Origin of the sequence: Allobosea sp. 47.2.35, assembly GCF_024655635.1 — a bacterium.
Classification (GTDB): Bacteria; Pseudomonadota; Alphaproteobacteria; order Rhizobiales; family Beijerinckiaceae; genus Allobosea.
In genome coordinates this window covers 37,191-58,409 of the sequence record NZ_JANLGI010000003.1, presented here as the reverse complement: position 1 = coordinate 58,409, position 21,219 = coordinate 37,191, and the positions used below count along the sequence as shown (strand labels likewise).

The window sequence follows — 21,219 nt, the reverse complement described above, 5'->3', positions numbered from 1 at the left end:
AATCCGGAGGGGTCTCGATGGGCTTTGGAAGAGCCGAATGCCAGGAGGAGCGCGCAGCCGATATCCTTAGATATCGGCAAGTCGTTCCGACGCCGCAGGCGGCCTTCCAAAGCCCACCTACGGCGCCGGGAATTCGACCGCCCGCGGCGTCGCGGCGCTTGCCGATACCTAGGGTATCGGCTTCGCCCCTCTCCTGGCGGAGCGGGCGAATTGCCGGCGTCGAGACCCCTCCGGATTTGGTTAGTGGCCCTTCAGGGGCGGTGACGCGATGAACCAGGAGTTTCTCGATCTCTACAACCAGGAACTCCGGCTCTTCATGGAGCACAGCAAGGAGTTCGCGGAGGAATATCCGGGCATCGCCGAGCGGCTCGGCGGGCTCGCCGGCGAGCGCATGGACCCGATGGTCGGGGGCCTGCTGGAGGGCGCGGCCTTCCTCGCCGCCCGCGTCCAGCTAAAGCTCCGGCACGAATTCCCCGAATTCACCAACAACCTGATTGAGCAGCTGCTGCCGAACTATCTGGCGCCGACGCCCTCTGCGCTGCTGGCAGGGGTGGTTCCGACCTATTCGGACCCGGCCCTGCGCGAGGGCCTGCGGATCGCGCGCGGCTCCTATATCGACGCGACCTATCTGGAGCGTGAGCGCCGGGTCGCCTGTCGCTATCGCCTCGGCGGCGATGTCACGCTCTGGCCTTTCGAGATCACGGCGGCCGAATATATCCCGGCGCCGGGGCCTCTGCAGGCGCTCGGCCTGCGCACCGGGCCCCGCGCCTTGTCGGGCCTGCGCATCTCGCTCACCCATCGTGTCATGGCCGATCGGGAGCTGGAGCCCTCCGCCGCGCAGGCGCTGAAGAACCCGGCGAGCTGGTTCGCCGGCTGCCGGACGCGCGAATTGCCGTTCCATCTGCTCGGGGCCGAGGGGGAAGCGGTCGCGCTCTACGAGCAGCTCTTCTCGAACTGCATCGGCATTCATTTCCGCCATCTCGACGAGTTCGGCGATCCGGTGGTGACGTCGGGCGATGGCTGCCGGATCGAGCAGATCGGCTTTGGTGAGGACGAGGCGCTGTTGCCGGCCGATACGCGCGTCTTCCGTGGCTTCGATCTGCTGCGCGAACTGTTCTGGTTCCCGCGCAAATTCCTCGGCTTCCGGCTGGAAGGGCTTGCCGGCATCATGCCGAAGCTCAAGGCGAAGTCTGTCGATGTTATCTTCGTCTTCGACGAGGTGAACACGCGTCTGCCGGGTGCGGTGCGCAAGGAGATGTTCGCGCTCTACGCGTCGCCCGCGATCAACCTGTTCGAGAAGACGACGGACCGCATCCCGGTCAAGACGAACCAGCACGAGTTCCATGTCGTGCCGGACCGGAGCCGGGCGCTCGACTATGAGCCGCACAGCATCCTCTCCGTGCACGCGCATTATGTCGGCGGGCGCGAGAAGCAGCCGGTCCATCCGCTCTACTCCTCGCCGGAGGGCGCCTCGCCGACACAGGGGCTGCACTATACGCAGCGGCGCCTGCCGCGCCGCCGCTCGTCGGCCGAGCGCCGGCAAGGCAAGGCCTCCGACTACACGGGCACGGAGATGTTCATCTCGCTGGTCGAGCCGGCGGGTGTCTCGGATACCGCCTCGGTGGCGGAACTCAGCGTCCGCGCGCTCTGCTCCAACCGGCATCTGACCGAGCATCTGCCGACCGGGCAGGGCGGGGCCGATTTCCGCCTGATCGACAATGTCTCGCTCGACATCGCCTGCCTCGCAGGGCCGACGCCGCCGCGCGAGCCGGTCGTCTCCCAGCTCAAGCTGCGCTCGGAAACCGCGAGCACCGGCGTCGTGACCTGGCGCCTGGTCAACCTGATCAGCCTGAACCATCTCGGCCTCGTCCAGCGGGGTGCGGGCGAGAACGGCGAGGCGCTGCGCGAGCTGCTCTCGCTCTTCGCCGATCTCGCCGATAGCGCCACCGAGCGGCGCATCCGCGGCATCAAGAGCGTCGACAGCCGCGCGGTGGTGCGCCGCTTCCCGCAACGGGCAGGAACGGGCGCGGCGCGCGGGCTCGAAATCACCGTCCTGCTCGACGAGAAGGCCTTTGAGGGCTCCGGCGTCTTCCTGCTCGGGGCGGTCCTCGACCGCTTCTTCGCCGAGTATGCGGCGATGAACCATTTCACCCAGACGGTGATCCGCACCGTCGAGCGCGGCGAAGTCATGCGCTTTCCGCCGCGCGCCGGCGCGAGGCGCATCCTGTGAGCGAGGACGCCGCCACCCCGCTGGAGAAGGCGCCGAACTATCAGGCGCAGCTCGAGGCCGAGCCCTGGCGCTTCGATTTCTACGCGGTGATGCGCCGGCTGGAGCGCAGTTTCCCGGATCGCCCAAGGGTGGGCGATGTCGTCTCGCGGCGCGATGAATATGTCGCGCTGGGCGAGCAGCCCTATCTTGATTTCGCGGCGTCGAGCCTCGCGGAAGCCGATCGCGACGGCCAGGGGCGCTTGCGGCTCTTCGTCAAGTTCCTCGGCCTGCTCGGGCCGCAGGGACCGTTGCCGCTGGCGACGACCGAGGAGAGCTATCACTGGACGCTGGCGCGCGATGACGCCTTTCCGCGCTTCCTCGACATCTTCAACCACCGCTTCCTGCAATTGTTCTATCGGGCCTGGGCGGATTCGCGCCCGATCGCCCAGCATGACCGGCCCGATCTCGACCGCTTCGCCGCCTATATAGGCAGCATGATCGGGGTGGGCTCGAAGCCCTATCTCAAGCGCGACAGCGTGCCCGATGCCGAGAAGCTCGCCCATGCCGGTTTGATCGGCGCGCAGGCGAAATCGGCCTCGCGTCTGCGGCGCTTCCTCGCCGGCCTGTTTAAGGCCGATATCGAGATCGAGCAATTCGCCGGGATGTGGCTGGTCTTCGATCCGGCCGACCGAACGCGGCTCGGCGGCTCGCATTGCTCGCTCGGCAGCGACGCGCTGCTCGGCGGCAGCGTCTACAGCGTCGAGGACAAGTTCCGCGTGAAGATTGTGGCGCGCGATCTCGAACAGTTCGAGCGCTTCCTGCCGAACGGTGACCGCTGCGAGCCCCTGGCGGATGCGGTGTTCTTCCATCTCGGCGAGCAGTTCGAATGGGATGTCGAGCTCGCCTTGCCGGTCGGCGAGGTGAAGCCGGTCCGGCTCGGCCAGTCCGGCCATCTTGGCTGGACGAGCTGGATGGCGCCGAACTGGAATGTCGAGGAGGGCGCCTTGCGCCGCGACGCCCGCTTCCATCCCGCCGAAAGCCTGCGCCTGAAACGAAGCCGCGCTGCGGCCACCTGACATCGAAGGGGACGACCATGGCCGATATCAGCCTCGAAGCCGTCACAGGCAAGCTCAACCGGGTCGGCTACGACACCTTCCTGCAGGCGCTCCGGCAGGCGAAGGGGGCGGGAAACCGCAATGTCGAGCTGGCGCATTGGCTGCTGCAGGTCCTGCAGGGCACCAGCAACGACCTGACCCTGACCGCCGACCATTACAAGCTCGACCGCGCCAAGATGCTGATGGAGCTCGGCGGCGTGGTCGAGGGCTTCCGCCGCAACGAGACGGAGATGCCGGGCATCGCCAACCACATCGTCGATATCCTCGACCGTGGCTGGCATTACGCGACCCTGTTCTTCGGGGAGACGCAGATCAGGACCGGCCATCTGCTGGTCGCGGCGCTGAAATCGACAGAACTGCGCCGCGTGCTGACCGGGCTTTCCAAGGAATTCTCCAAGATCCCGGTCGAGGAACTGGCCGCAGGCTACGGCAAGATCTGGGAAAGCTCGGAAGAGGAAAACCTGCGGCCGATGGACGGCTCGGGGCTGCGCGCGGCGGGAACGCCGGGCGCAGAAGCTGCCGAAGGCGCGAAGGGTACGACCGCGCTCGACCGCTTCTCGCAGGACCTCACCGTCAAGGCCCGCTCCGGCACGATGGACCCGATCCTCGGCCGCGACGACGAAATCCGGCAGGTCATCGACGTGCTGATGCGGCGGCGCCAGAACAACCCGATCCTCACCGGCGAGGCCGGCGTCGGCAAGACCGCGATCGCGGAAGGCTTCGCCCAGCGCGTCGCTTCCGGCGATGTGCCGCCGCCGCTCCGGGGCGTGCGGGTCTGTGCGCTCGATATCGGCCTGATGCAGGCCGGCGCCTCGATGAAGGGCGAGTTCGAGCAGCGCCTGCGCTCGGTGATCGACGAGGTGCAGTCCTCGCCGACGCCGGTGATCCTGTTCATCGACGAGGCGCATACGCTGATCGGTGCCGGCGGGCAGGCCGGCACGGGCGATGCCGCCAACCTGCTGAAGCCGGCATTGGCGCGCGGCACTTTGCGCACCATCGCGGCGACGACATGGTCGGAATATCGCCAGTATTTCGAGAAGGATCCAGCACTGACCCGGCGCTTCCAGCCGGTGCAGGTCGATGAGCCGGATGTCGCGCGCTGCTGCACAATGCTGCGCGGGCTGATCGGGCCGATGGAGAAGCATCACAAAGTCCGCATCTCGGACGCGGCCATCGTCGCGGCGGTCTCGCTCTCGCATCGCTACATTCCGGCCCGCCAGCTCCCCGACAAGGCGGTGAGCCTGCTCGACACGGCCTGCGCCCGCGTCGCCATCAGCCAGAGCGCGACCCCGGCCGCGATCGAGGATGCGCGCGTCGCGATCTCGTCGCTGGAGCAGGAGAAGGCGGCGCTGACGGCGGATGCCGATCTCGGCACCGATGCCACCAAGCGGCTCGGTGAGATCGAGGCCGAAATCACTGAACGGCAGGAGAAGCTCGCCGGGCTCGAAGGTGCCTGGGCGGGCGAACTCGCCATCGTCGAGGAGATCAAGGCGCTGCGGGCCAAGCTCGGCGATAAGGCGCCGGGCGGGGAGGCGAAGGCCGATGCAGCCGTGCAGGAGGCGAGCAGCGAGGCCGCGCCGGCCGAAGCTCCGGCGCCCGAAGCGGATTCCGCCGAATCGCGCGCCGCGCTCAATGCCAAGTTCGCGGCGCTGAGCGAGATCGATCCTGCCAACCGGATGATCTACGCCCATGTCGACGAGCAGTCGGTGGCGTCCGTCGTCTCGGACTGGACCGGCATCCCGGTCGGCCGGATGGTCAAGGACGAGATTGAGACCGTGCTCAACCTCGCCGAGACGCTGAACAAGCGAGTCGTCGGGCAGGGCCATGGCATTGGCATGATCGCCAAGCGCATCGAGACCAACCGCGCCCGGCTCGACAATCCCAACAAGCCGATCGGCGTCTTCATGCTCTGCGGTCCGTCCGGCGTCGGCAAGACCGAGACGGCATTGGCGCTGGCGGAATCGCTCTATGGCGGCGAGCAGAACGTCATCACCATCAATATGAGCGAGTTCCAGGAGGCGCATACCGTCTCGACGCTCAAGGGCGCGCCTCCCGGCTATGTCGGCTATGGCGAGGGTGGGCGCCTGACCGAAGCGGTCCGGCGCAAGCCCTATTCGGTGGTGCTGCTCGACGAGGTCGAGAAGGCGCATCCCGACGTGCACGAGCTGTTCTTCCAGGTCTTCGACAAGGGCCAGATGGAGGACGGCACCGGAAGGCGCATCGACTTCAAGAACACGCTGATCATCCTGACCTCGAATGTCGGCACCGACGAGATCATGAGCCTGTCCGCCAATGGCGCGGCCAAGCCCGATCCCGAGGTGATGGCGGTGAGCCTCAGGCCGGCGCTGCTCAAGGTCTTCCCCCCGGCGCTGATCGGGCGGCTCGTGACCATCCCCTACTATCCGCTGTCCTCGGACATGCTGGCCGGGATCGTGAAGCTCCAGCTCGGGCGTATCGGCAAGCGCTTGGCCGAGAACCACAAGGCGGCCTTCGTCTATGACGATGCGGTGGTCGAGCACATCGTCGGCCAATGCAACGACCCGGATTCGGGCGGGCGCATGATCGACAACATCATCACCAACTCGATGCTGCCGGCGCTCTCGCGCGCGATCCTCAACCTGCAGCTGGAGAAGAAGCCGCTGACCGAGGCGAAGGTCTCGGTCGAAGAGGGCCAGTTCGCCTATCAGGTGGCGTGAACCGCACTTTCGCAACGTCCCGGCGAGGAGATCGCCTATGGTCCCGGATCCGAGCAACCCGACCGATATCGCGAATGCCTCGCCCTCGCCCGCGGACTGGGTCGATCGCTACTGGAATGTCCCGGTGGGCGACATCACGGTATCGATCAACAAATACATGATCGGCATCCACAATGCCGATGCGGGGGCGACCAAGCGCAGCCTCGTCATGCAGGAGGCGGTAAGGCGCAAGCTGTCCGTGAACAAGAAGGCGTTCAACCGGGCCAGCATGGGCAAGGTCAGCCCAGACGATTGCGAACATATCCTCGGCCTCGCGCTGGATACCGGCAAGGCGACGGAGAGCACGATCCAGGCCTGGGCGGACCAGAGCCTCGGAGTCGACTGCACCGGCTTCGTCGTCGCCTATTACAGCGAGCTGAGCCGGATCAGCCTCGACAAGTATTCGGGCGGCGCGAGCTGCCCCTTCTTGGTCGGCGCGGCCAAGAAGGGCAAGCCACCCGGCCTGCCCAGCGCCCTGATCTGGGATTTCGACGAGATCAGGACCGGCGACATGGTCGTCTGGATGACCGACAAGATGCTCGAGACCCGCAAGCCCGGCCATATTGCGCTGGTATCCTACACCAACGTCATTCCGGACGCGCTGCTGATCGCCCATTCGAACGGCGCCAATGACGGGTCCGGCCATTTCGGCCCGAAGCACGGCCGACTCGGCTGGGATGGCGTCAAGTCCGGCGGCAGCGGCAAATACATCCAGGTCGACGGCACCGGCAAGGTCATCGTAGTGCGGCCGCCGGCCTGGATTGCCTGAGCGGACCTAGACGGGCGCTGCCGCCTGCATGAACTCGTCCAGCGTCTCGCTCTCGGCCTTCGACAGCTGCAGGCCGAGCTTGCCGCGGCGCCAGAGCACGTCCTGCGCCCGGCGCGCCCATTCCGCCTTCATCAGGTAGCGCACCTCGCGCTCGTAGAGGTCCGCGCCGAAATGCCGGCCGAGATCGGCGAGGCTCTTCGCATCGCCGAGGATGTCGCGGGCGCGGGTGCCATAGGCGCGGGCGAGCCGCGTCGCCGTGCGATGTTCCAGCCAGGGATAAGTGCTGGCGATCCCGCTCACGAGCGCGTCGAAGCCGCCGACCGGGAAATCGCCGCCGGGCAGGGCGCCGGAAACCGTCCACTCGGCGCGGGCGGCCCAGGGCGCGAGCGGCGCGAGCTTGGCGATCGCGGCCTCCGCAAGGCGGCGATAGGTCGTGATCTTGCCGCCGAAGACGGAGAGCAGCGGCGCCTCGCCTTGGGGCGCATCGAGTGTCAGCACGTAATCGCGCGTCGCCTCCTGCGCCTTGGAAGCGCCGTCGTCATAGAGCGGGCGCACGCCGGAATAGGTCCAGACTACGGATTCGGGCGTCACGGGCTGGCGGAAATACTCGCTCGCGGCCGCACAGAGATAGGCGATCTCTTCCGGCGTCGCGACGACCTCGGACGGGTCGCCGTGATAGTCGCGGTCGGTCGTGCCGATCAGCGTGAAATCCTGCTCGTAGGGGATGGCGAAGATGATGCGCCCGTCCGCGTTCTGGAAGATGTAGCAGCGGTCGTGCTCGTAGAGCCTGGGCACGACGATATGGCTGCCCTGGACCATGCGGACGCCGGCCTTGGCATTGGTGTGGATGACGCCGTTCAGGACATCGCCGACCCAGGGGCCGGCGGCATTGACGAGCGTGCGCGCCCAGATCGTCTGCCGGCCCTCGGGGCTGTCCGTGTCGAGCTGCCAAAGCCCGTTCTCGCGCCGCGCAGCAGTCACGCGGGTGCGGGTATGGATCGCGGCGCCGCGCACAGCGGCATCCATCGCGTTCAACACGACGAGGCGGGCATCCTCGACCCAGCAATCGGAATATTCGAAGGCCTTCGCCTTAACGTCCTTGAGCGGCTTGCCGACCGCGTCATGGGCGAGGTCGAGCGTGCGCGTCGCCGGCAGGAGCTTGCGGCCGCCGATATGGTCGTAGAGGAACAGGCCGAGCCGGAGCAGCCAGGCCGGGCGCAGGCCCTTGTGATGCGGCAGCACGAAGCGCAGCGGGCGGATGATATGCGGCGCAATGGCCCAGAGCCGCTCGCGCTCCATCAGGGCCTCGCGCACCAGCCGGAACTTGTAGTGCTCGAGATAGCGCAGGCCGCCATGGATCAGCTTGGTCGAGCGCGAGGAGGTGGCGCTCGCGAGATCGTCCTTCTCGAACAGCACGACCGAGGCGCCGCGCCCGGCGGCGTCGCGGGCGATACCCGCGCCGTTGATGCCGCCGCCGATGACGGCGAGGTCGTAGGGGGTGGCGGGGACGGTGCCGAAGCCGGCTAAGGGCGAGGTCGTTTCGGAAGCCATGCGCGTCTTCTGGAAGGCTGGAAAAGGCTGGGCGACAGCGCCATCCAATCCCGGCCGGGACGACGCGGCAAGCCTGCTCCTGTGGTCAATTCGGGGAGGATGTCAATTCGGGCGGCTTGACGCGCGGCGCGCGAGGCCGGAACAGGGCATCCGGGCAGGGCATGGCGGCAGGATGAGCCAGTCGGTGGAGCGAGAGCACGGCGGGCGGTTCCCGGAGCGGGCGGAGGCTGTCCTTCGCACGGTGCTGGAATACGCCGGCGCGGCGACCCTGGCGGTGCTGTTCGTCATCGTGATGGCGGCCGTCCTGCAGCGTTATCTGTTCGGCGGCGGCTTCGTCTGGTCGGATGAACTGGCGATCTGGCTGCACCTGGCGCTGATCGCGGTCGGCGCGCCGCTTGCCATCACCGGCACCCTGGCGATGCGGCTCGATGTTCTGGTCCGCCTGCTACCGGCCATGCCACGGCGGATCGCAGCTGTTCTCGCTGATGCTATCGCCTTTCATGGCGCGTTTGTTCTGGCGGCCGGCGGGGCGAATGTCGCTTTGCTCGTCGGCGGTCATTCGACCGTGCTCGGCCTGCCGGAAGCCTTGCGCTTCGCTGTCTTCGCCTGCGGCGGCGGATTGACGACCCTGATGCTGTTTCTGCGGGGGGGGATCGAGCGCGGCTGGGCCGGCACGTTCGCCGCGCTCATGCTCGGCGGTTGCTTCTACGGGCTGGCGCAGCTCTCCTTCGATGTCTTTCCAATGCCGAGCCTGGTCGCGGCGCTCGTCGCGGGGGCGGGACTCCTACTCGGCGCGCCGCTGCCCTTCGCGCTTCTGGCCGGCGTCTCGCTGACCGGGCCGTTCGGCGGATTGATGCCGGAGCCGGCGATCGTGCAGACGATGGTCGGCGGCATCGGCAAGTTCCTGCTGCTGGCGATTCCGTTCTTCCTGCTGGCGGGCGAGCTTTTGACCGCGGGCGGGCTCGCCGAGCGCCTGATCCGCTTCGCCGCGACGCTGGTCGGCCATTGGCGGGCAGGGCTCGCGCAGACCGCGCTGGTCGCGAGCGTGCTGTTCTCGGGCGCGTCCGGCTCCTCGGTGGCCAATGCCGCCTTCGGCGCCAAGGTGATGGCGCCGACCTTGGTGGCGCGCGGCTATCCGCCGGCGAATGCGGCGGCGATCGTCGCGGGCGTCTCGATGCTCGACAACATCATCCCACCCTCGATCGCCTTCCTCATACTGGCGAGCGCGACCAATCTCTCGGTCGGTTCACTGCTGGTCGGCGGCTTCGTCGCCGGCGGGGTGCTGGCGCTGGCCTTGGCGATTGGCATCCATCTCAGCGCGCGCGTCATCGTCGATGCAGCACCGAAGGCGAGCATGGCCGAGCGGGGCAGGGCGCTGATCGGCGCCATTCCGGCGATCGGGCTGGGCATCGTCGTGGTGCTCGGCATCCGTTTCGGGGTGGTGACGGTGACGGAGGCTTCGGCGCTTGCTGTCGCCTATGCCGTCATCGCCTGCTTCGCGCTGCGTAGCCTCAACGCGCGCGGCGTGCTCGCCGCCCTGCGCAAATCGGCGTCGGAGGCGGCGGCGATCGGCCTGCTGATCGGGGCGTCAGCGCCTTTCGCCTTCCTGCTCGCGGTCGACCGGGTCTCCGAGCAGATGGCCGGGCTCGTCACCGCGTTCGGTGCCGGGCCCTATGCGGTGATGCTGCTCGCCAATCTCGTGCTGCTGGTGGCCGGGCTCTTCCTCGATATCGGTGCGGCGATCCTGCTCCTGGCGCCGCTGCTGCTGCCGGTTGCGGTCGCGGCCGGGCTCGATCCGATCCAGTTCGGCGTGGTGCTTGTGGTCAACCTGATGATCCACGGGCTGACGCCGCCGCTCGGCATCCTCGTCTATGTCGTCAGCGGCATCATGCGCGTGCCGGCGGGCGCGGTTTTCCGCGCGGCGCTGCCGCTGCTCGGCGTGTTGCTGGCGGCGCTCATGGTGCTGTCGCTGGGCATGGCTGCGTGGCCCGCGCTTGCGCCGGGGCTCAAGGCGCTGTTCTGATGCCTTTCATTCGCCCGGCGCCCGCGCCATTCCATCGCCTATGCCGTGAGCCGGCCCGGACTCCGATATGATCTTCACCGACATCGCGACGCGGACCTACAACCACGGTTGGCGGCTCGACCCGATCATCCGCAGCCTGCTCGACACGGATTTCTACAAGCTCCTGATGCTGCAGATGATCCGGGCCTTTCACCCGGACGTGCAGGTCACCTTCTCGCTGATCAACCGCTCGAAGCATATCCGGCTCGCCGATATCGTCGACGAGGGCGAGCTCAGGGCGCAGCTCGACCACGCCCGCTCGCTGCGCTTCACCAAGAACGAGTTGATCTGGCTCGCCGGCAACAGCTTCTACGGCAAGACGCAGATGTTCTCGCCGGAATTCATGGCCTGGCTCGCCGATTTCCAGTTGCCCGATTACGACCTGCGCAAGGTTGACGGGCAGTACGAATTGCATTTCGAGGGCCCCTGGACCGACAGCACGATGTGGGAGGTGCCGGCGCTGGCGATCGTCAACGAGCTGCGCGCACGGCGTATGATGCTCGGCCAGAAACGCTTCTCGCTCGACGTGCTCTATGCTCGCGCCAAGGCGAAGATGTGGGACAAGGTCGAGCGGCTGCAGAAGCTGCCGAACCTCAAGCTCTCCGATTTCGGCACGCGCCGGCGCCATGGCCATCTCTGGCAGCGCTGGTGCGTCGAGGCGCTGAAGGAAGGGCTGGGATCGGCCTTCACCGGCACCTCGAACGTGCTGCTGGCGATGGATGCCGATCTGGAAGCGATCGGCACCAATGCCCATGAATTGCCGATGGTGCTGGCGGCGCTTGCCGATTCGGACGAGGAATTGCTGCGCGCGCCCTATCGCGTGCTCGACGAGTGGCGCCAGGTCTATGGCGGCAACCTCCTGATTGCGCTGCCCGACGCCTTCGGCTCGCAGAGCTTCCTGCGTCATGCGCCGGACTGGGTCGCCGACTGGACCGGCTTCCGCCCGGACAGCGCGCCGCCGATCCCGGCTGGCGAGACCATCATGGCGTGGTGGCGCGAGCATGGGCGCGATCCGCGCGACAAGATGCTGGTCTTCTCCGACGGGCTGGATGTCGACGCGATCGAGCGCGTCTATCATCATTTCGACGGCAAGGTCCGCATGGCCTTCGGCTGGGGCACGGACCTCACCAACGACCTCGTCGGCTGCTCGCCCGACGGCTCGCGTGCGCTCGATCCGATCTCGCTGGTCTGCAAGGTCACCAAGGCGAATGGGCGGCCGGCCGTGAAGCTCTCCGACAATCCCGAGAAGGTCTCCGGCGATCCGGAGATGGTGAAGCGCTACCGGCGGGTGTTCCAGTAAGGCGTCGCGCCGTCGGCCCTATGGCTTGAGGCCGAGGAAGGCGAAGGGTTTGGCCGCCACGAATTTCTCCGTGGCGTCGCCGGCATAGACGTGGTCCTGGTCGCGGCCGAGGTCGAGCTTGCGGGTGCCGGCTGCCGTCGCGAAGTCGATCTTCTTCAGGTCGACCCAGAAGGTGTTCGGGGTGAGCGCCGATTCGAAGAAATAGAGCTTGCGGGCGTGATCGACGACCGTGCGCCAGCGCGTCGAGGAGATGTTGGGCTCCTCCGGCGTGTTCAGCCCGAACGGCACCGAGACATTTCGGATCACGCTGAAGACGCTGGCGACGGCCCGGTTCGGATCGTCGAATTTCGGGATCGCGTTGGCATAGAAGGAGGCGCGGGCGAAGCGGTCCGCGGCCCGATTGGTGCCGGGGAGCATCACCGTGCCGCCGATCTGCTTCCAGTATGCGTTCAGCGCGAGCTGCTGGTCGAAGACCGGCGAGTTGGTCATGACTTGATACTGGCGGCCGTGATGGATGACCTGCTTACCGCCGATATATTCGACGATCGCGCTGTCGCCGGTGGCATCCGATAGCGAAAGATGCAGCGTCGCCAGGCGCGTCTCGCCGGGGACCGCATCGGTGACGATCGTGAACGGCTCCCGGCGCAACGCTTCCACCGCCTCGGCCACCGTGCCGAAATTGTCGAGCGCGTATTGCGCCCAGGCGGCGATGGTCAGGCCCGGCTTCGAGCCTGCCTCGAATGTCGGATACTGCGATTCCACGAGCCAGAGCACGTTGGCGGAAAGCCCGGCCTCGTTGACGCCGTCCGTTGTCGAGATGTCATAGCCCGAGGCGATGACGCTGCCATATTTCGCGGTCCAGCGGATCGAATTCGGTCCGGCTTCGCCTGATCGCTCGACGCCGCGCGGCATGATCCAGAGATTGGTCGCGACGTCGCTTTTCCAATCCATCGAGCGCGCGGTGATGACGCGGCCCTCGGCTCCGAAATAGACGAAGCGCGTGCAGGCTTGCACTGCTTCGCCGGCCAGGAGCGCTGCCGCCATGACGAACGCCGCGAGATGATGCCGTGTGGGACGGGTGTTTCGGGACATTGCTTCGCTTCCGATCCGCAGCGTTCTCAAAGCTCGGGAGACCACGCCTTAACGGCCTTCCATGACCAATCTTGCATCGCCGCGCAAAAACCCCTAATGCGACCGCGTTTCCGGGCCCGAAGGGCCGCCTTCGAGGACAAGGGTGTCATGGCCAAAGAGAAGTTTTCGCGGAACAAGCCGCACTGCAACATTGGAACGATTGGTCACGTTGACCATGGCAAGACGTCTTTGACGGCTGCGATCACGAAGGTTCTGGCCGAGACGGGCGGCGCTTCGTTCACGGCGTATGACCAGATCGACAAGGCTCCGGAAGAGAAGGCTCGCGGCATCACGATCTCGACGGCTCACGTCGAGTACGAGACGGCGAACCGCCACTACGCGCATGTCGACTGCCCCGGCCACGCCGACTACGTGAAGAACATGATCACGGGCGCGGCGCAGATGGACGGCGCGATCCTGGTCGTGTCGGCTGCCGACGGCCCGATGCCGCAGACCCGCGAGCACATCCTGCTGGCGCGCCAGGTCGGCGTTCCCGCGCTGGTGGTGTTCATGAACAAGGTCGACCTGGTCGACGACGCCGAGCTGCTGGAGCTCGTCGAGATGGAGATCCGCGAGCTCCTCTCGAAGTACGACTTCCCCGGCGACGACATCCCGATCACCAAGGGCTCGGCCAAGGTCGCGCTGGACAACGGCGACAAGGCGATCGGCCATGACGCGGTCGTCGCTCTGATGCAGACGGTCGACGACTACATCCCGCAGCCGGAGCGCCCGATCGACCAGCCGTTCCTGATGCCGGTCGAGGACGTGTTCTCGATCTCGGGCCGTGGCACGGTTGTGACCGGCCGCGTCGAGCGCGGCATCGTGAAGGTCGGCGAGGAAATCGAGATCGTCGGCCTGAAGGACACCGTCAAGACGACCGTCACGGGCGTCGAGATGTTCCGCAAGCTGCTGGACCAGGGCCAGGCTGGCGACAACATCGGCGCGCTGCTGCGCGGCACGAAGCGTGAGGACGTCGAGCGCGGCCAGGTGCTGTGCAAGCCGGGCTCGGTGAAGCCGCACACGAAGTTCAAGGCCGAGGCCTACATCCTGACGAAGGAAGAGGGTGGCCGTCACACGCCGTTCTTCACCAACTACCGCCCGCAGTTCTACTTCCGCACGACGGACGTGACCGGCGTGGTCTCGCTGCCGGAAGGCACGGAGATGGTGATGCCGGGCGACAACATCTCGATGGAGGTGACGCTGATCGCCCCGATCGCGATGGAAGAGAAGCTGCGCTTCGCCATCCGCGAAGGCGGTCGCACCGTTGGAGCAGGTGTTGTTGCTTCGATCATTGCTTGATCGACTGCGCGCATAGCGATTTGGGAAAGGGCGGTGGCGACACCGCCCTTTTTCTTTGCCTCAAACTCACCCGTTTGGCCTGCGAGCGCGTCGAAGAGGCCTGTTCAATAATCTGTGCACAGCTGTGCATGTTCGCGCCATGGCGCCCCGGCAATCAGCCGGCTATCAGTTCGGCAATGTCGCCGTTTCGAGAGCGACTGCCGGGAGACGCCGATGACGACGGGAAAGCCAAGGCTGAGGATCGGCCTGATCGGCACGGGCTTCATGGGCAAGGCCCATGTCTTCGGCTTCGCCGCGGCGCAGCGGGTCTTCGACCTGCCTTTCGAGCTTGAACTGCATACGGTCGCCGACCGGGACGAGGCGCTCGCGGCGGCTGCCGCGCGGACGCTCGGCTTCGCCCGCTCCAGCGGCGACTGGCGCAGCCTTATCGCCGATCCCGAGATCGACCTGATCGACATCACCGCGCCCAACGCCTTCCATCGCGAGATGGCGCTCGCGGCCATCGCGGCCGGCAAGCATGTTTATTGCGAGAAGCCGCTGGCGCCGACGGCGGCCGAGGCGCGCGAGATGGCCGATGCGGCCGCTGCCGCGGCGATCAAGACGCAGGTCGGCTTCAACTATCTCTGCAATCCGATGCTCGGGCTGGCGCGGGAGATGATCCGGGCCGGCGAGATCGGCGAGGTCAGAAGCTATCGCGGCATCCATGCCGAGGACTACATGGCCGATGCCGCGACGCCCTTCGGCTTCCGGCACGAGCCGGCTGGCGGCGGGGCGCTCGCCGATATCGGCAGCCATGCGCTGGCGACGGCGGAATTCCTGCTCGGGCCGATCGAGAAGGCGATGGGCGATTGCGTCACCGCCATCGCCAGCCGGCCGGACGGCCGGGGCGGGCAGCGCGCGGTCGCGGTTGACGATACCAGCCGGGCCTTCCTGCGCTTTGCCAATGGCGCGAGCGGCAGCATCGAGGCGAGCTGGGTTGCGACCGGCCGCAAGATGCAGCATGATTTCGAGGTCTATGGCACCAAAGGCGCGCTGCTCTTCACGCAGGAGCGCCTCAACGAACTCCACCTCTACAGCACGGCCGATGCCGCCGGGCGGCGCGGCTTCCGCCGGATCGAGGCCGGGCCGGAGCATGAGCCCTATGGGCTGTTCTGCGTGGCGCCGGGCCATCAGCTGGGCTTCAACGACCTGAAGGCGATCGAGGTGGCGCGCTTCATGGACGCGATCGCGGGCCTGGCGCCCGAGCCGTTCGATTTCCGTGCAGGAGAACGCATCCAGATGCTGGTCGAGACGATCCAGGCCTCGGCGCGGGAAGGGCGCTGGCTCGACATCGCCTGATCCTGCGGATGGCGCAGGGCGCCCGCCTGCCGGGCGGGCTGGTCGCAGGGATGGTGGCTCTCTAGAAACGAGGGCAGGGCCGTCACCCGATCCGCGCCAAAGCGGACGCCCCGCAGAGCGGCCCAAGGGAGGTTCGTCTCATGGGTTTCGCGCCGCCGTTTCCGGGCATCCATTCGATCGTGTTCGCGCTGTTCGACGCGCAGGAGCGGCTCGATCGCGCCGCGATGCGCAAGCAGACGCAGATCAGCCTCGATCTCGACGTGCAGGGCATGGCTGCGCTGGGGCTCGCGACCGAAGTCTCGAAGCTGAGCTTCACCGAGCGCTGCACCGTGATGGAATGGATGGCGGAGGACGTGGCGGGCAGGAAGCCGCTCGCCTTCACGATCTTCGGCTCCTCGGTGGCGGAGCAGGCCGCACTGGTGAAGGTCGCCGAGAAGAACGGCGCCGACTGGGTGATTCTCCAGCCGCCGATGGTCGGCAGCTTCGGCGCGGCCGAATATATCAGTTTCTTCGGGCGGATCGCCGAGACGACGACGCTTCCAGTCGCGATCCAGAATGCGCCGGCCTATATGGGCCGCGGCCTTTCGGCCGAGGATATCCGCGAGCTGACGCGGCGCTATCCGAATATCAGCCTGATCAAGGGCGAGGGCTCGGTCGTCGAGATCGAACGCCTGATCGCGGTCACCGAAGGCCATCTCCCGATTCTCAACGGGCGCGGCGGCTTGGAACTCATCGACAATTTCCGCGCCGGCTGCGCCGGCATGATCCTGGCGCCCGACACGATCGACTACGCACTGCGCGCCTATGCCCGTTACAAGGCGGGCGACGAGGCGGGGGCGGATGCCGCCTATCGCGAGGTCCTGCCGGCGATCACCTTCATCATGCAGTCGATCGAGACGCTGCTTTGCTACGGCAAGCGCATCTTCGGGGCCCGCGCTGGCATCGCGATCCACGATCGCGGCCCGGCGCTCAGGCCGACCGAATTCGGGCTCAAGCTGGTCGAGCGCTATGCGCGGGAGCTCGGCCCCTACAGCAAATGAGGATGACCCGCGATTTCGACTTGAAATGCGTCGCGCCTTGGGGCACATGACGCCCACCTGCAGGGGTATAGCTCAGTTGGTAGAGCGGCGGTCTCCAAAACCGCAGGTCGCGGGTTCGAGCCCTGCTGCCCCTGCCAGTCGTCCCGCTGGCGACTTTTAGCCCGGATGCCCAAGCAGGTTGGCGAGGCATCCATGACCCAGAACATCTACGACGACGAGACCTTCTTCGCGGGCTACAGCCAGCTGCCGCGTTCGGTCCATGGGCTCGAGGGTGCGCCGGAATGGCCGGTGCTGCGCGGGATGCTGCCGGAACTCGCCGGCAAGCGCGTGCTCGATCTCGGCTGCGGCTTCGGCTGGTTCTGCCGTTTCGCGGCGGGCGAGGGGGCTGCCAGCGTGTTCGGCATCGACGTCTCCGAGAAGATGCTGGAGCGGGCCCGGCGCGAGACGCCCGATTCCTGCGTGAGCTACGCGCGTGTCGATCTCGAAAGCTATGCGCCGCCGGCCGATGCCTTCGATGCCGCCTACAGCTCGCTCGCCTTCCACTATATCGAGGATCTCGCTGGCCTGTTCGGGCGGGTTCATGCGGCGTTGAAGCCGGGCGGCAGCCTCGTCTGCTCGGTCGAGCATCCGATCATGACCGCGCCTACGCGGCAGGAATGGCTCGTGGATGCCGATGGCCGCGAGACCTGGCCGGTCAACGGCTATCACGACGAGGGCAGGCGGGTGAGCCACTGGCTGGCGGAGGGCGTGGTCAAGCGCCATCGCACCATCGGGACCTATCTCGACCTGCTGCTGGGCGCTGGCTTCCAGCTGGACAGGCTGGTCGAATGGGCGCCGAGCCCGGAGCAGGTCGCGGCGGAGCCTGGATGGGCAAGAGAGCGCGAGCGGCCCTTCTTCCTGCTGATGTCCCTGCATCGCGGCTGATTGGGCCGCCGGGCTGCCAACTGCCGGCAATCATAGGTCGACCACTTGAAGTGGGAATTATTCCCACTTATATCCGGATCATCGAAGCGGAGGGCTTTCCTTCGCTGACCATTGAACTGGAAACCATCGATGCATGTCGGGATGATCGGCCGCCCGCCGCGGCATTTTGCGAGGGCGCCGGCTCGGCGCGTCATGACCGCGTTCCTCGGATTGCCGCTGCTGGCGGTGGCTCTCGCCCTGGCTCTCGGCGGCCTGCCGGGATTGCGCGTTGCCACGCCCAAGGCGGAGGGCTTCGCCAAGATTCGCATGAAGACGATCCAGTCGCAGCTGGATCAGGTCGAGGGCGATTACCTGATCGCGATCGGCGATTCCCATGCGGAGCGGCTCTATCTGCCGGAGCTGTGCGGCCTTCCGGTTCTCAATGCCGGGCTGTCCGGAGCCACGGCTGCGGATGTGCTCGGCCTTGCCCGTTTGCTTGAGCCGCGTCGCAAGTCCCGGCAACTGGTCCTCATCGTGGGAACCAACGATATCTGGATCCGCCGCCATCCCGACGATCCCGGCGCCGTCGTCGCGTTCCGTGCCGCATTGGATGGGCTGCTCGATCGGCTCAGTGGCTGGGCGGATGGGATCACCCTGATCACGATCCCGCCGGTGGCGAGCAGGCAGGAAGCTGAATTCCCTCGCTCGGCGGCGCTACGCTTCGATGCGGCCATGCGCGAGGCTTGCAGTTTCGGGCGCTGTGATGTGGTTGATGCGTTCGACGGGGCTGGTGAGCGGTCGGGGGCGGCCATGTCGGGGATCGACCGGGATGGCGTTCACCTCGCCAATTATGCGCGCCACATTCGTGCGGCCGAGCCGCGGCTCTGCGGCGGCTCCCCGATACCGGACGAAGCCCGCGACGGTCCAAAGGGATCGTCCAAGGGCTGAGTGTGCCGGTAAGAAGCGGGGCTCGACCCGGAAAGCCACTGGCCAGCCTGCAAAAAAGACGCTTGGCTCTGCGTCGGATGCGATGTAAGAGGCTAGCCATGACGGCGCGCGACCCTCCCCGGGTTCCGCGCCGCGAATGTTTCAGGACAGCCGAATCGGCGACGCGCAAGGTTGCGGGCCGGCTCGGAACCCGAGGTGGTTCATGGCGAAATCCAATCCCTTCCAGTTCCTGCAGGACGTGCGCTCGGAGGCGACCAAGGTCACCTGGCCGTCGCGCCGCGAGACGCTGATCACCACGGGCCTCGTGCTCGCCATGGTGGTCCTGTCCAGCCTGTTCTTCCTCTTCACCGACACCGTCATCCGCTGGGTGCTCGGCCTCGTCCTCGGCGCCCGTTGAACGGAATTACGAACGTGAGCACCCGCTGGTATATCGTCCACGCCTATTCGAACTTCGAGAACAAGGTCGCCCAGTCGATCCGCGACCAGGCCGCGCAGCGTAACCTCGCCGACAAGTTCGACGAGGTGCTGGTGCCGACCGAGAAGGTCGTCGAGGTCCGCCGCGGCCGCAAGGTCGACACCGAGCGCAAGTTCTTCCCGGGCTATGTCCTGGTGAAGTGCGAGATGACCGACGAGGTCTATCACCTCATCAAGAACACGCCGAAGGTCACCGGCTTCCTGGGCGCCGACAAGGCCAAGCCGATGCCGATCCCCGAGCATGAGGCGATGCGGATCAAGGGCCAGGTCGCCGAGGGCATCGAGCGGCCGAAGCCGACGATCGTTTTCGAGGTCGGCGAGCAGGTCAAGGTCGCGGACGGCCCCTTCGCGTCGTTCAACGGCGTCGTCGAGGATGTCGACCATGCCCGCGCCCGCCTCAAGGTCGCGGTCTCGATCTTCGGCCGCGCCACGCCGGTCGAGCTCGAATACAGCCAGGTCGAGAAGCTCTGAGGCTTTTCGCGAGTTCTACTGGCGTGGCCGCCTGACGCGGCGGCCCGCGCTTCCGGTGCTCACGGACCGATGTCCGCTCCGCTCCGGTTCTCGGCCGCCACGCCATTCGGCTCGCGCCAGCGAATTCTCGAAGAAGCCTCGTCGGGGAGGATTTTTTCTTCCCTTCGGCGCTGCCTTATGTCATAGGGCGCGCCTCAACCGCGTGGGAGGCGTGCCGGTCGCCAGCCGGACTCAAGGCGCCGCACCACGCACTGCAACCACCCCGGCCCCGATGAAGAGCATCGGCAGGCGGGGTCGTCGTCGTTCCGAATAGGCAGCGGGGCGGACGGCAGGAGCAGCCATAATGGCGAAGAAGATCACGGGCTACGTGAAGCTTCAGGTTCCGGCGGGCGCGGCCAATCCGTCGCCGCCGATCGGTCCGGCGCTGGGTCAGCGCGGCCTCAACATCATGGAATTCTGCAAGGCCTTCAACGCGAAGACCCAGCAGATGGAAAAGGGCATGCCGATCCCGGTGATCATCACCGCGTATGCCGATCGTTCCTTCACCTTCGAGATGAAGCAGCCGCCGGTCTCGTACTGGCTGAAGAAGGCCGCCGGCCTGACCTCGGGTTCGAAGACCCCGGGCAAGGGCGCCAATGTCGGCAAGGTCACCACTGCGCAGATCGCCGAGATCGCCGAGAAGAAGATGGCCGATCTCAACTGCGACACCGTCGAATCGGCTTCGGCCATGATCCGTGGCTCGGCCCGCTCGATGGGTCTGGAAGTCGTGGGCTGAGGGAGGCTGACCAATGGCACATGTCGGAAAGCGCGTCGTCAAGGGCCGTGAAGGCATTGACCGCACCAAGCTGTACTCGCTCGACCAGGCTGTCACGTTCATCAAGGAGCGCGCCAACGCCAAGTTCGACGAGACTGTCGAGATCGCGATGAATCTCGGCGTCGATCCGCGTCACGCCGACCAGATGGTCCGTGGCGTCTGCAACCTGCCGAACGGCTCGGGCCGCACGCTGCGCGTCGCCGTCTTCGCCCGTGGCGCCAAGGCCGATGAGGCCAAGGCTGCGGGTGCCGACATCGTCGGCGCCGAGGAGCTGGTCGAGACTGTCCAGAAGGGCGAGATCAACTTCGATCGCTGCATCGCGACCCCGGACATGATGGGTCTCGTCGGCCGTCTCGGCAAGGTGCTCGGCCCGCGCGGCCTGATGCCGAACCCGCGCGTCGGCACCGTCACCATGGACGTGACTGCCGCCGTCGCCGCCTCGAAGGGCGGGTCGGTGGAGTTCCGCGTCGAGAAGGCCGGTATCGTCCACGCCGCCGTCGGCAAGGCCTCGTTCTCGGCCGAGAAGCTGTCGGAGAACATCAAGGCGTTCGTCGACTCAGTCGCCAAGGCGAAGCCCGCCGGCGCCAAGGGCACCTATATCCAGCGCGTCGCCCTGTCGTCGACCATGGGCCCGGGAGTCAAGATCGAGCCGAACACCGTCATCGGCGGCTGATCAGGCTTAAGGGCAGGGCGGCTGACCGGCCGCCCACCCGCTCTTGATTTCGTGAAGTCAAGAGCCTACTTGGCAGGAGCAGGCTAAAGCGTTATGACGCAGCCTGTTTCCATAAGTGAAGGGGCTCCAGCGTGCCTGGCACGAAGGGGTCTGTTTCGCGTTTTTCGGCGGTTTTCCGCTGAAGAATGGGTGATTTGAGCCTAGGAAAGCGATTTCCAAGGCATGGAATCATCCAGTCCTGTCTGAGACTGCAGGTGCGCTCCAGATTCGTCCGGGGGCATAATTTCGCCAAGAGGCCTGCATAGACGGTGCAAGAGCTTAGTCCCGGATCGCGAGATCCGGAAAAGACGGTTCGAACCATCTCGCCCGATCGCGGCCCTTCGTGGG

The 21,219-nt window shown here is 66.5% G+C and carries 17 protein-coding genes and 1 tRNA gene; 16 read left to right on the top strand and 2 right to left on the bottom strand.

The window, feature by feature from the left end; genetic code table 11:
• Positions 1 to 268 precede the first annotated feature (268 nt).
• Genes tssF through NUV79_RS05300 form a run of 4 tightly spaced genes read left to right on the top strand, consistent with a single transcriptional unit; the run spans position 269 to position 6,828 of the window.
• Positions 269 to 2,230, top strand: coding sequence for a type VI secretion system baseplate subunit TssF (tssF, locus tag NUV79_RS05315; protein ID WP_257732024.1), 1,962 nt, complete (start codon positions 269 to 271; stop codon positions 2,228 to 2,230).
• Complete coding sequence (gene tssG / locus NUV79_RS05310) at positions 2,227 to 3,285, top strand: type VI secretion system baseplate subunit TssG (RefSeq protein WP_374678857.1); 1,059 nt, start codon at positions 2,227 to 2,229, stop codon at positions 3,283 to 3,285. Before tssF ends, tssG begins: the two co-directional genes overlap by 4 nt.
• Positions 3,286 to 3,302: 17 nt before the next feature.
• Entirely contained in the window at positions 3,303 to 6,020 is a 2,718-nt protein-coding gene (gene tssH, locus NUV79_RS05305) for a type VI secretion system ATPase TssH (protein ID WP_257732023.1), read from the top strand.
• Between the two features lie 37 nt (positions 6,021 to 6,057).
• Positions 6,058 to 6,828 (top strand): hypothetical protein, encoded by a 771-nt coding sequence (locus tag NUV79_RS05300; RefSeq protein ID WP_173045782.1) that lies wholly within the window; start codon positions 6,058 to 6,060, stop codon positions 6,826 to 6,828.
• A gap of 6 nt (positions 6,829 to 6,834) precedes the next feature.
• Here the strand turns inward: NUV79_RS05300 and glpD are convergent, their stop codons facing one another.
• Positions 6,835 to 8,379 carry a glycerol-3-phosphate dehydrogenase gene (gene glpD / locus NUV79_RS05295; protein WP_257732022.1) on the bottom strand — a complete coding sequence of 515 codons (1,545 nt, stop codon included), beginning with the start codon at positions 8,377 to 8,379 and terminating at the stop codon, positions 6,835 to 6,837.
• A gap of 172 nt (positions 8,380 to 8,551) precedes the next feature.
• Here glpD and NUV79_RS05290 point away from each other — a divergent pair, with 172 nt between their 5' ends.
• Both NUV79_RS05290 and pncB read left to right on the top strand, forming a co-directional pair.
• Positions 8,552 to 10,402 (top strand): TRAP transporter large permease, encoded by a 1,851-nt coding sequence (locus NUV79_RS05290; RefSeq protein WP_257732021.1) that lies wholly within the window; start codon positions 8,552 to 8,554, stop codon positions 10,400 to 10,402.
• Positions 10,403 to 10,469: 67 nt separating this feature from the next.
• Positions 10,470 to 11,741, top strand: coding sequence for a nicotinate phosphoribosyltransferase (pncB, locus tag NUV79_RS05285; protein ID WP_257732020.1), 1,272 nt, complete (start codon positions 10,470 to 10,472; stop codon positions 11,739 to 11,741).
• 18 nt (positions 11,742 to 11,759) lie between these two features.
• On the opposite strand, the gene NUV79_RS05280 is transcribed toward pncB, so the two are convergent.
• Positions 11,760 to 12,785 (bottom strand): linear amide C-N hydrolase, encoded by a 1,026-nt coding sequence (locus NUV79_RS05280; RefSeq protein ID WP_257732019.1) that lies wholly within the window; start codon positions 12,783 to 12,785, stop codon positions 11,760 to 11,762.
• A 195-nt stretch (positions 12,786 to 12,980) separates the two neighbouring features.
• On the opposite strand from NUV79_RS05280, the gene tuf reads away from it, so the two are divergent.
• The 10 genes from tuf to rplA all read left to right on the top strand — a co-directional run bounded on the left by tuf (position 12,981) and on the right by rplA (position 20,832).
• Positions 12,981 to 14,171: an elongation factor Tu gene (tuf, locus tag NUV79_RS05275; protein ID WP_257732008.1), complete on the top strand. Its 1,191-nt coding sequence runs from the start codon at positions 12,981 to 12,983 to the stop codon at positions 14,169 to 14,171.
• A 213-nt stretch (positions 14,172 to 14,384) separates the two neighbouring features.
• Positions 14,385 to 15,509, top strand: a complete 1,125-nt coding sequence (locus NUV79_RS05270; RefSeq protein ID WP_257732018.1) for a Gfo/Idh/MocA family protein — start codon at positions 14,385 to 14,387, stop codon at positions 15,507 to 15,509.
• 140 nt (positions 15,510 to 15,649) lie between these two features.
• Positions 15,650 to 16,549, top strand: a complete 900-nt coding sequence (locus NUV79_RS05265; RefSeq protein WP_257732017.1) for a dihydrodipicolinate synthase family protein — start codon at positions 15,650 to 15,652, stop codon at positions 16,547 to 16,549.
• A gap of 61 nt (positions 16,550 to 16,610) precedes the next feature.
• Positions 16,611 to 16,686, top strand: a tRNA-Trp gene (locus NUV79_RS05260).
• Between the two features lie 55 nt (positions 16,687 to 16,741).
• The gene (locus NUV79_RS05255; protein WP_257732016.1) at positions 16,742 to 17,473 is read left to right on the top strand and encodes a class I SAM-dependent methyltransferase; all 732 of its coding nucleotides are present in this window, start codon (positions 16,742 to 16,744) and stop codon (positions 17,471 to 17,473) included.
• A gap of 192 nt (positions 17,474 to 17,665) precedes the next feature.
• Positions 17,666 to 18,400 carry an SGNH/GDSL hydrolase family protein gene (locus NUV79_RS05250; RefSeq protein WP_257732015.1) on the top strand — a complete coding sequence of 245 codons (735 nt, stop codon included), beginning with the start codon at positions 17,666 to 17,668 and terminating at the stop codon, positions 18,398 to 18,400.
• A gap of 202 nt (positions 18,401 to 18,602) precedes the next feature.
• Entirely contained in the window at positions 18,603 to 18,797 is a 195-nt protein-coding gene (secE, locus tag NUV79_RS05245) for a preprotein translocase subunit SecE (RefSeq protein WP_061966725.1), read from the top strand.
• A gap of 14 nt (positions 18,798 to 18,811) precedes the next feature.
• Positions 18,812 to 19,345, top strand: a complete 534-nt coding sequence (gene nusG, locus NUV79_RS05240; protein WP_047577926.1) for a transcription termination/antitermination protein NusG — start codon at positions 18,812 to 18,814, stop codon at positions 19,343 to 19,345.
• 343 nt (positions 19,346 to 19,688) lie between these two features.
• On the top strand, positions 19,689 to 20,120 hold the full coding sequence (gene rplK, locus NUV79_RS05235) for a 50S ribosomal protein L11 (RefSeq protein WP_257732014.1): 432 nt from the start codon (positions 19,689 to 19,691) through the stop codon (positions 20,118 to 20,120).
• 13 nt (positions 20,121 to 20,133) lie between these two features.
• Positions 20,134 to 20,832, top strand: coding sequence for a 50S ribosomal protein L1 (gene rplA / locus NUV79_RS05230; RefSeq protein ID WP_047577919.1), 699 nt, complete (start codon positions 20,134 to 20,136; stop codon positions 20,830 to 20,832).
• Positions 20,833 to 21,219 lie beyond the last annotated feature (387 nt).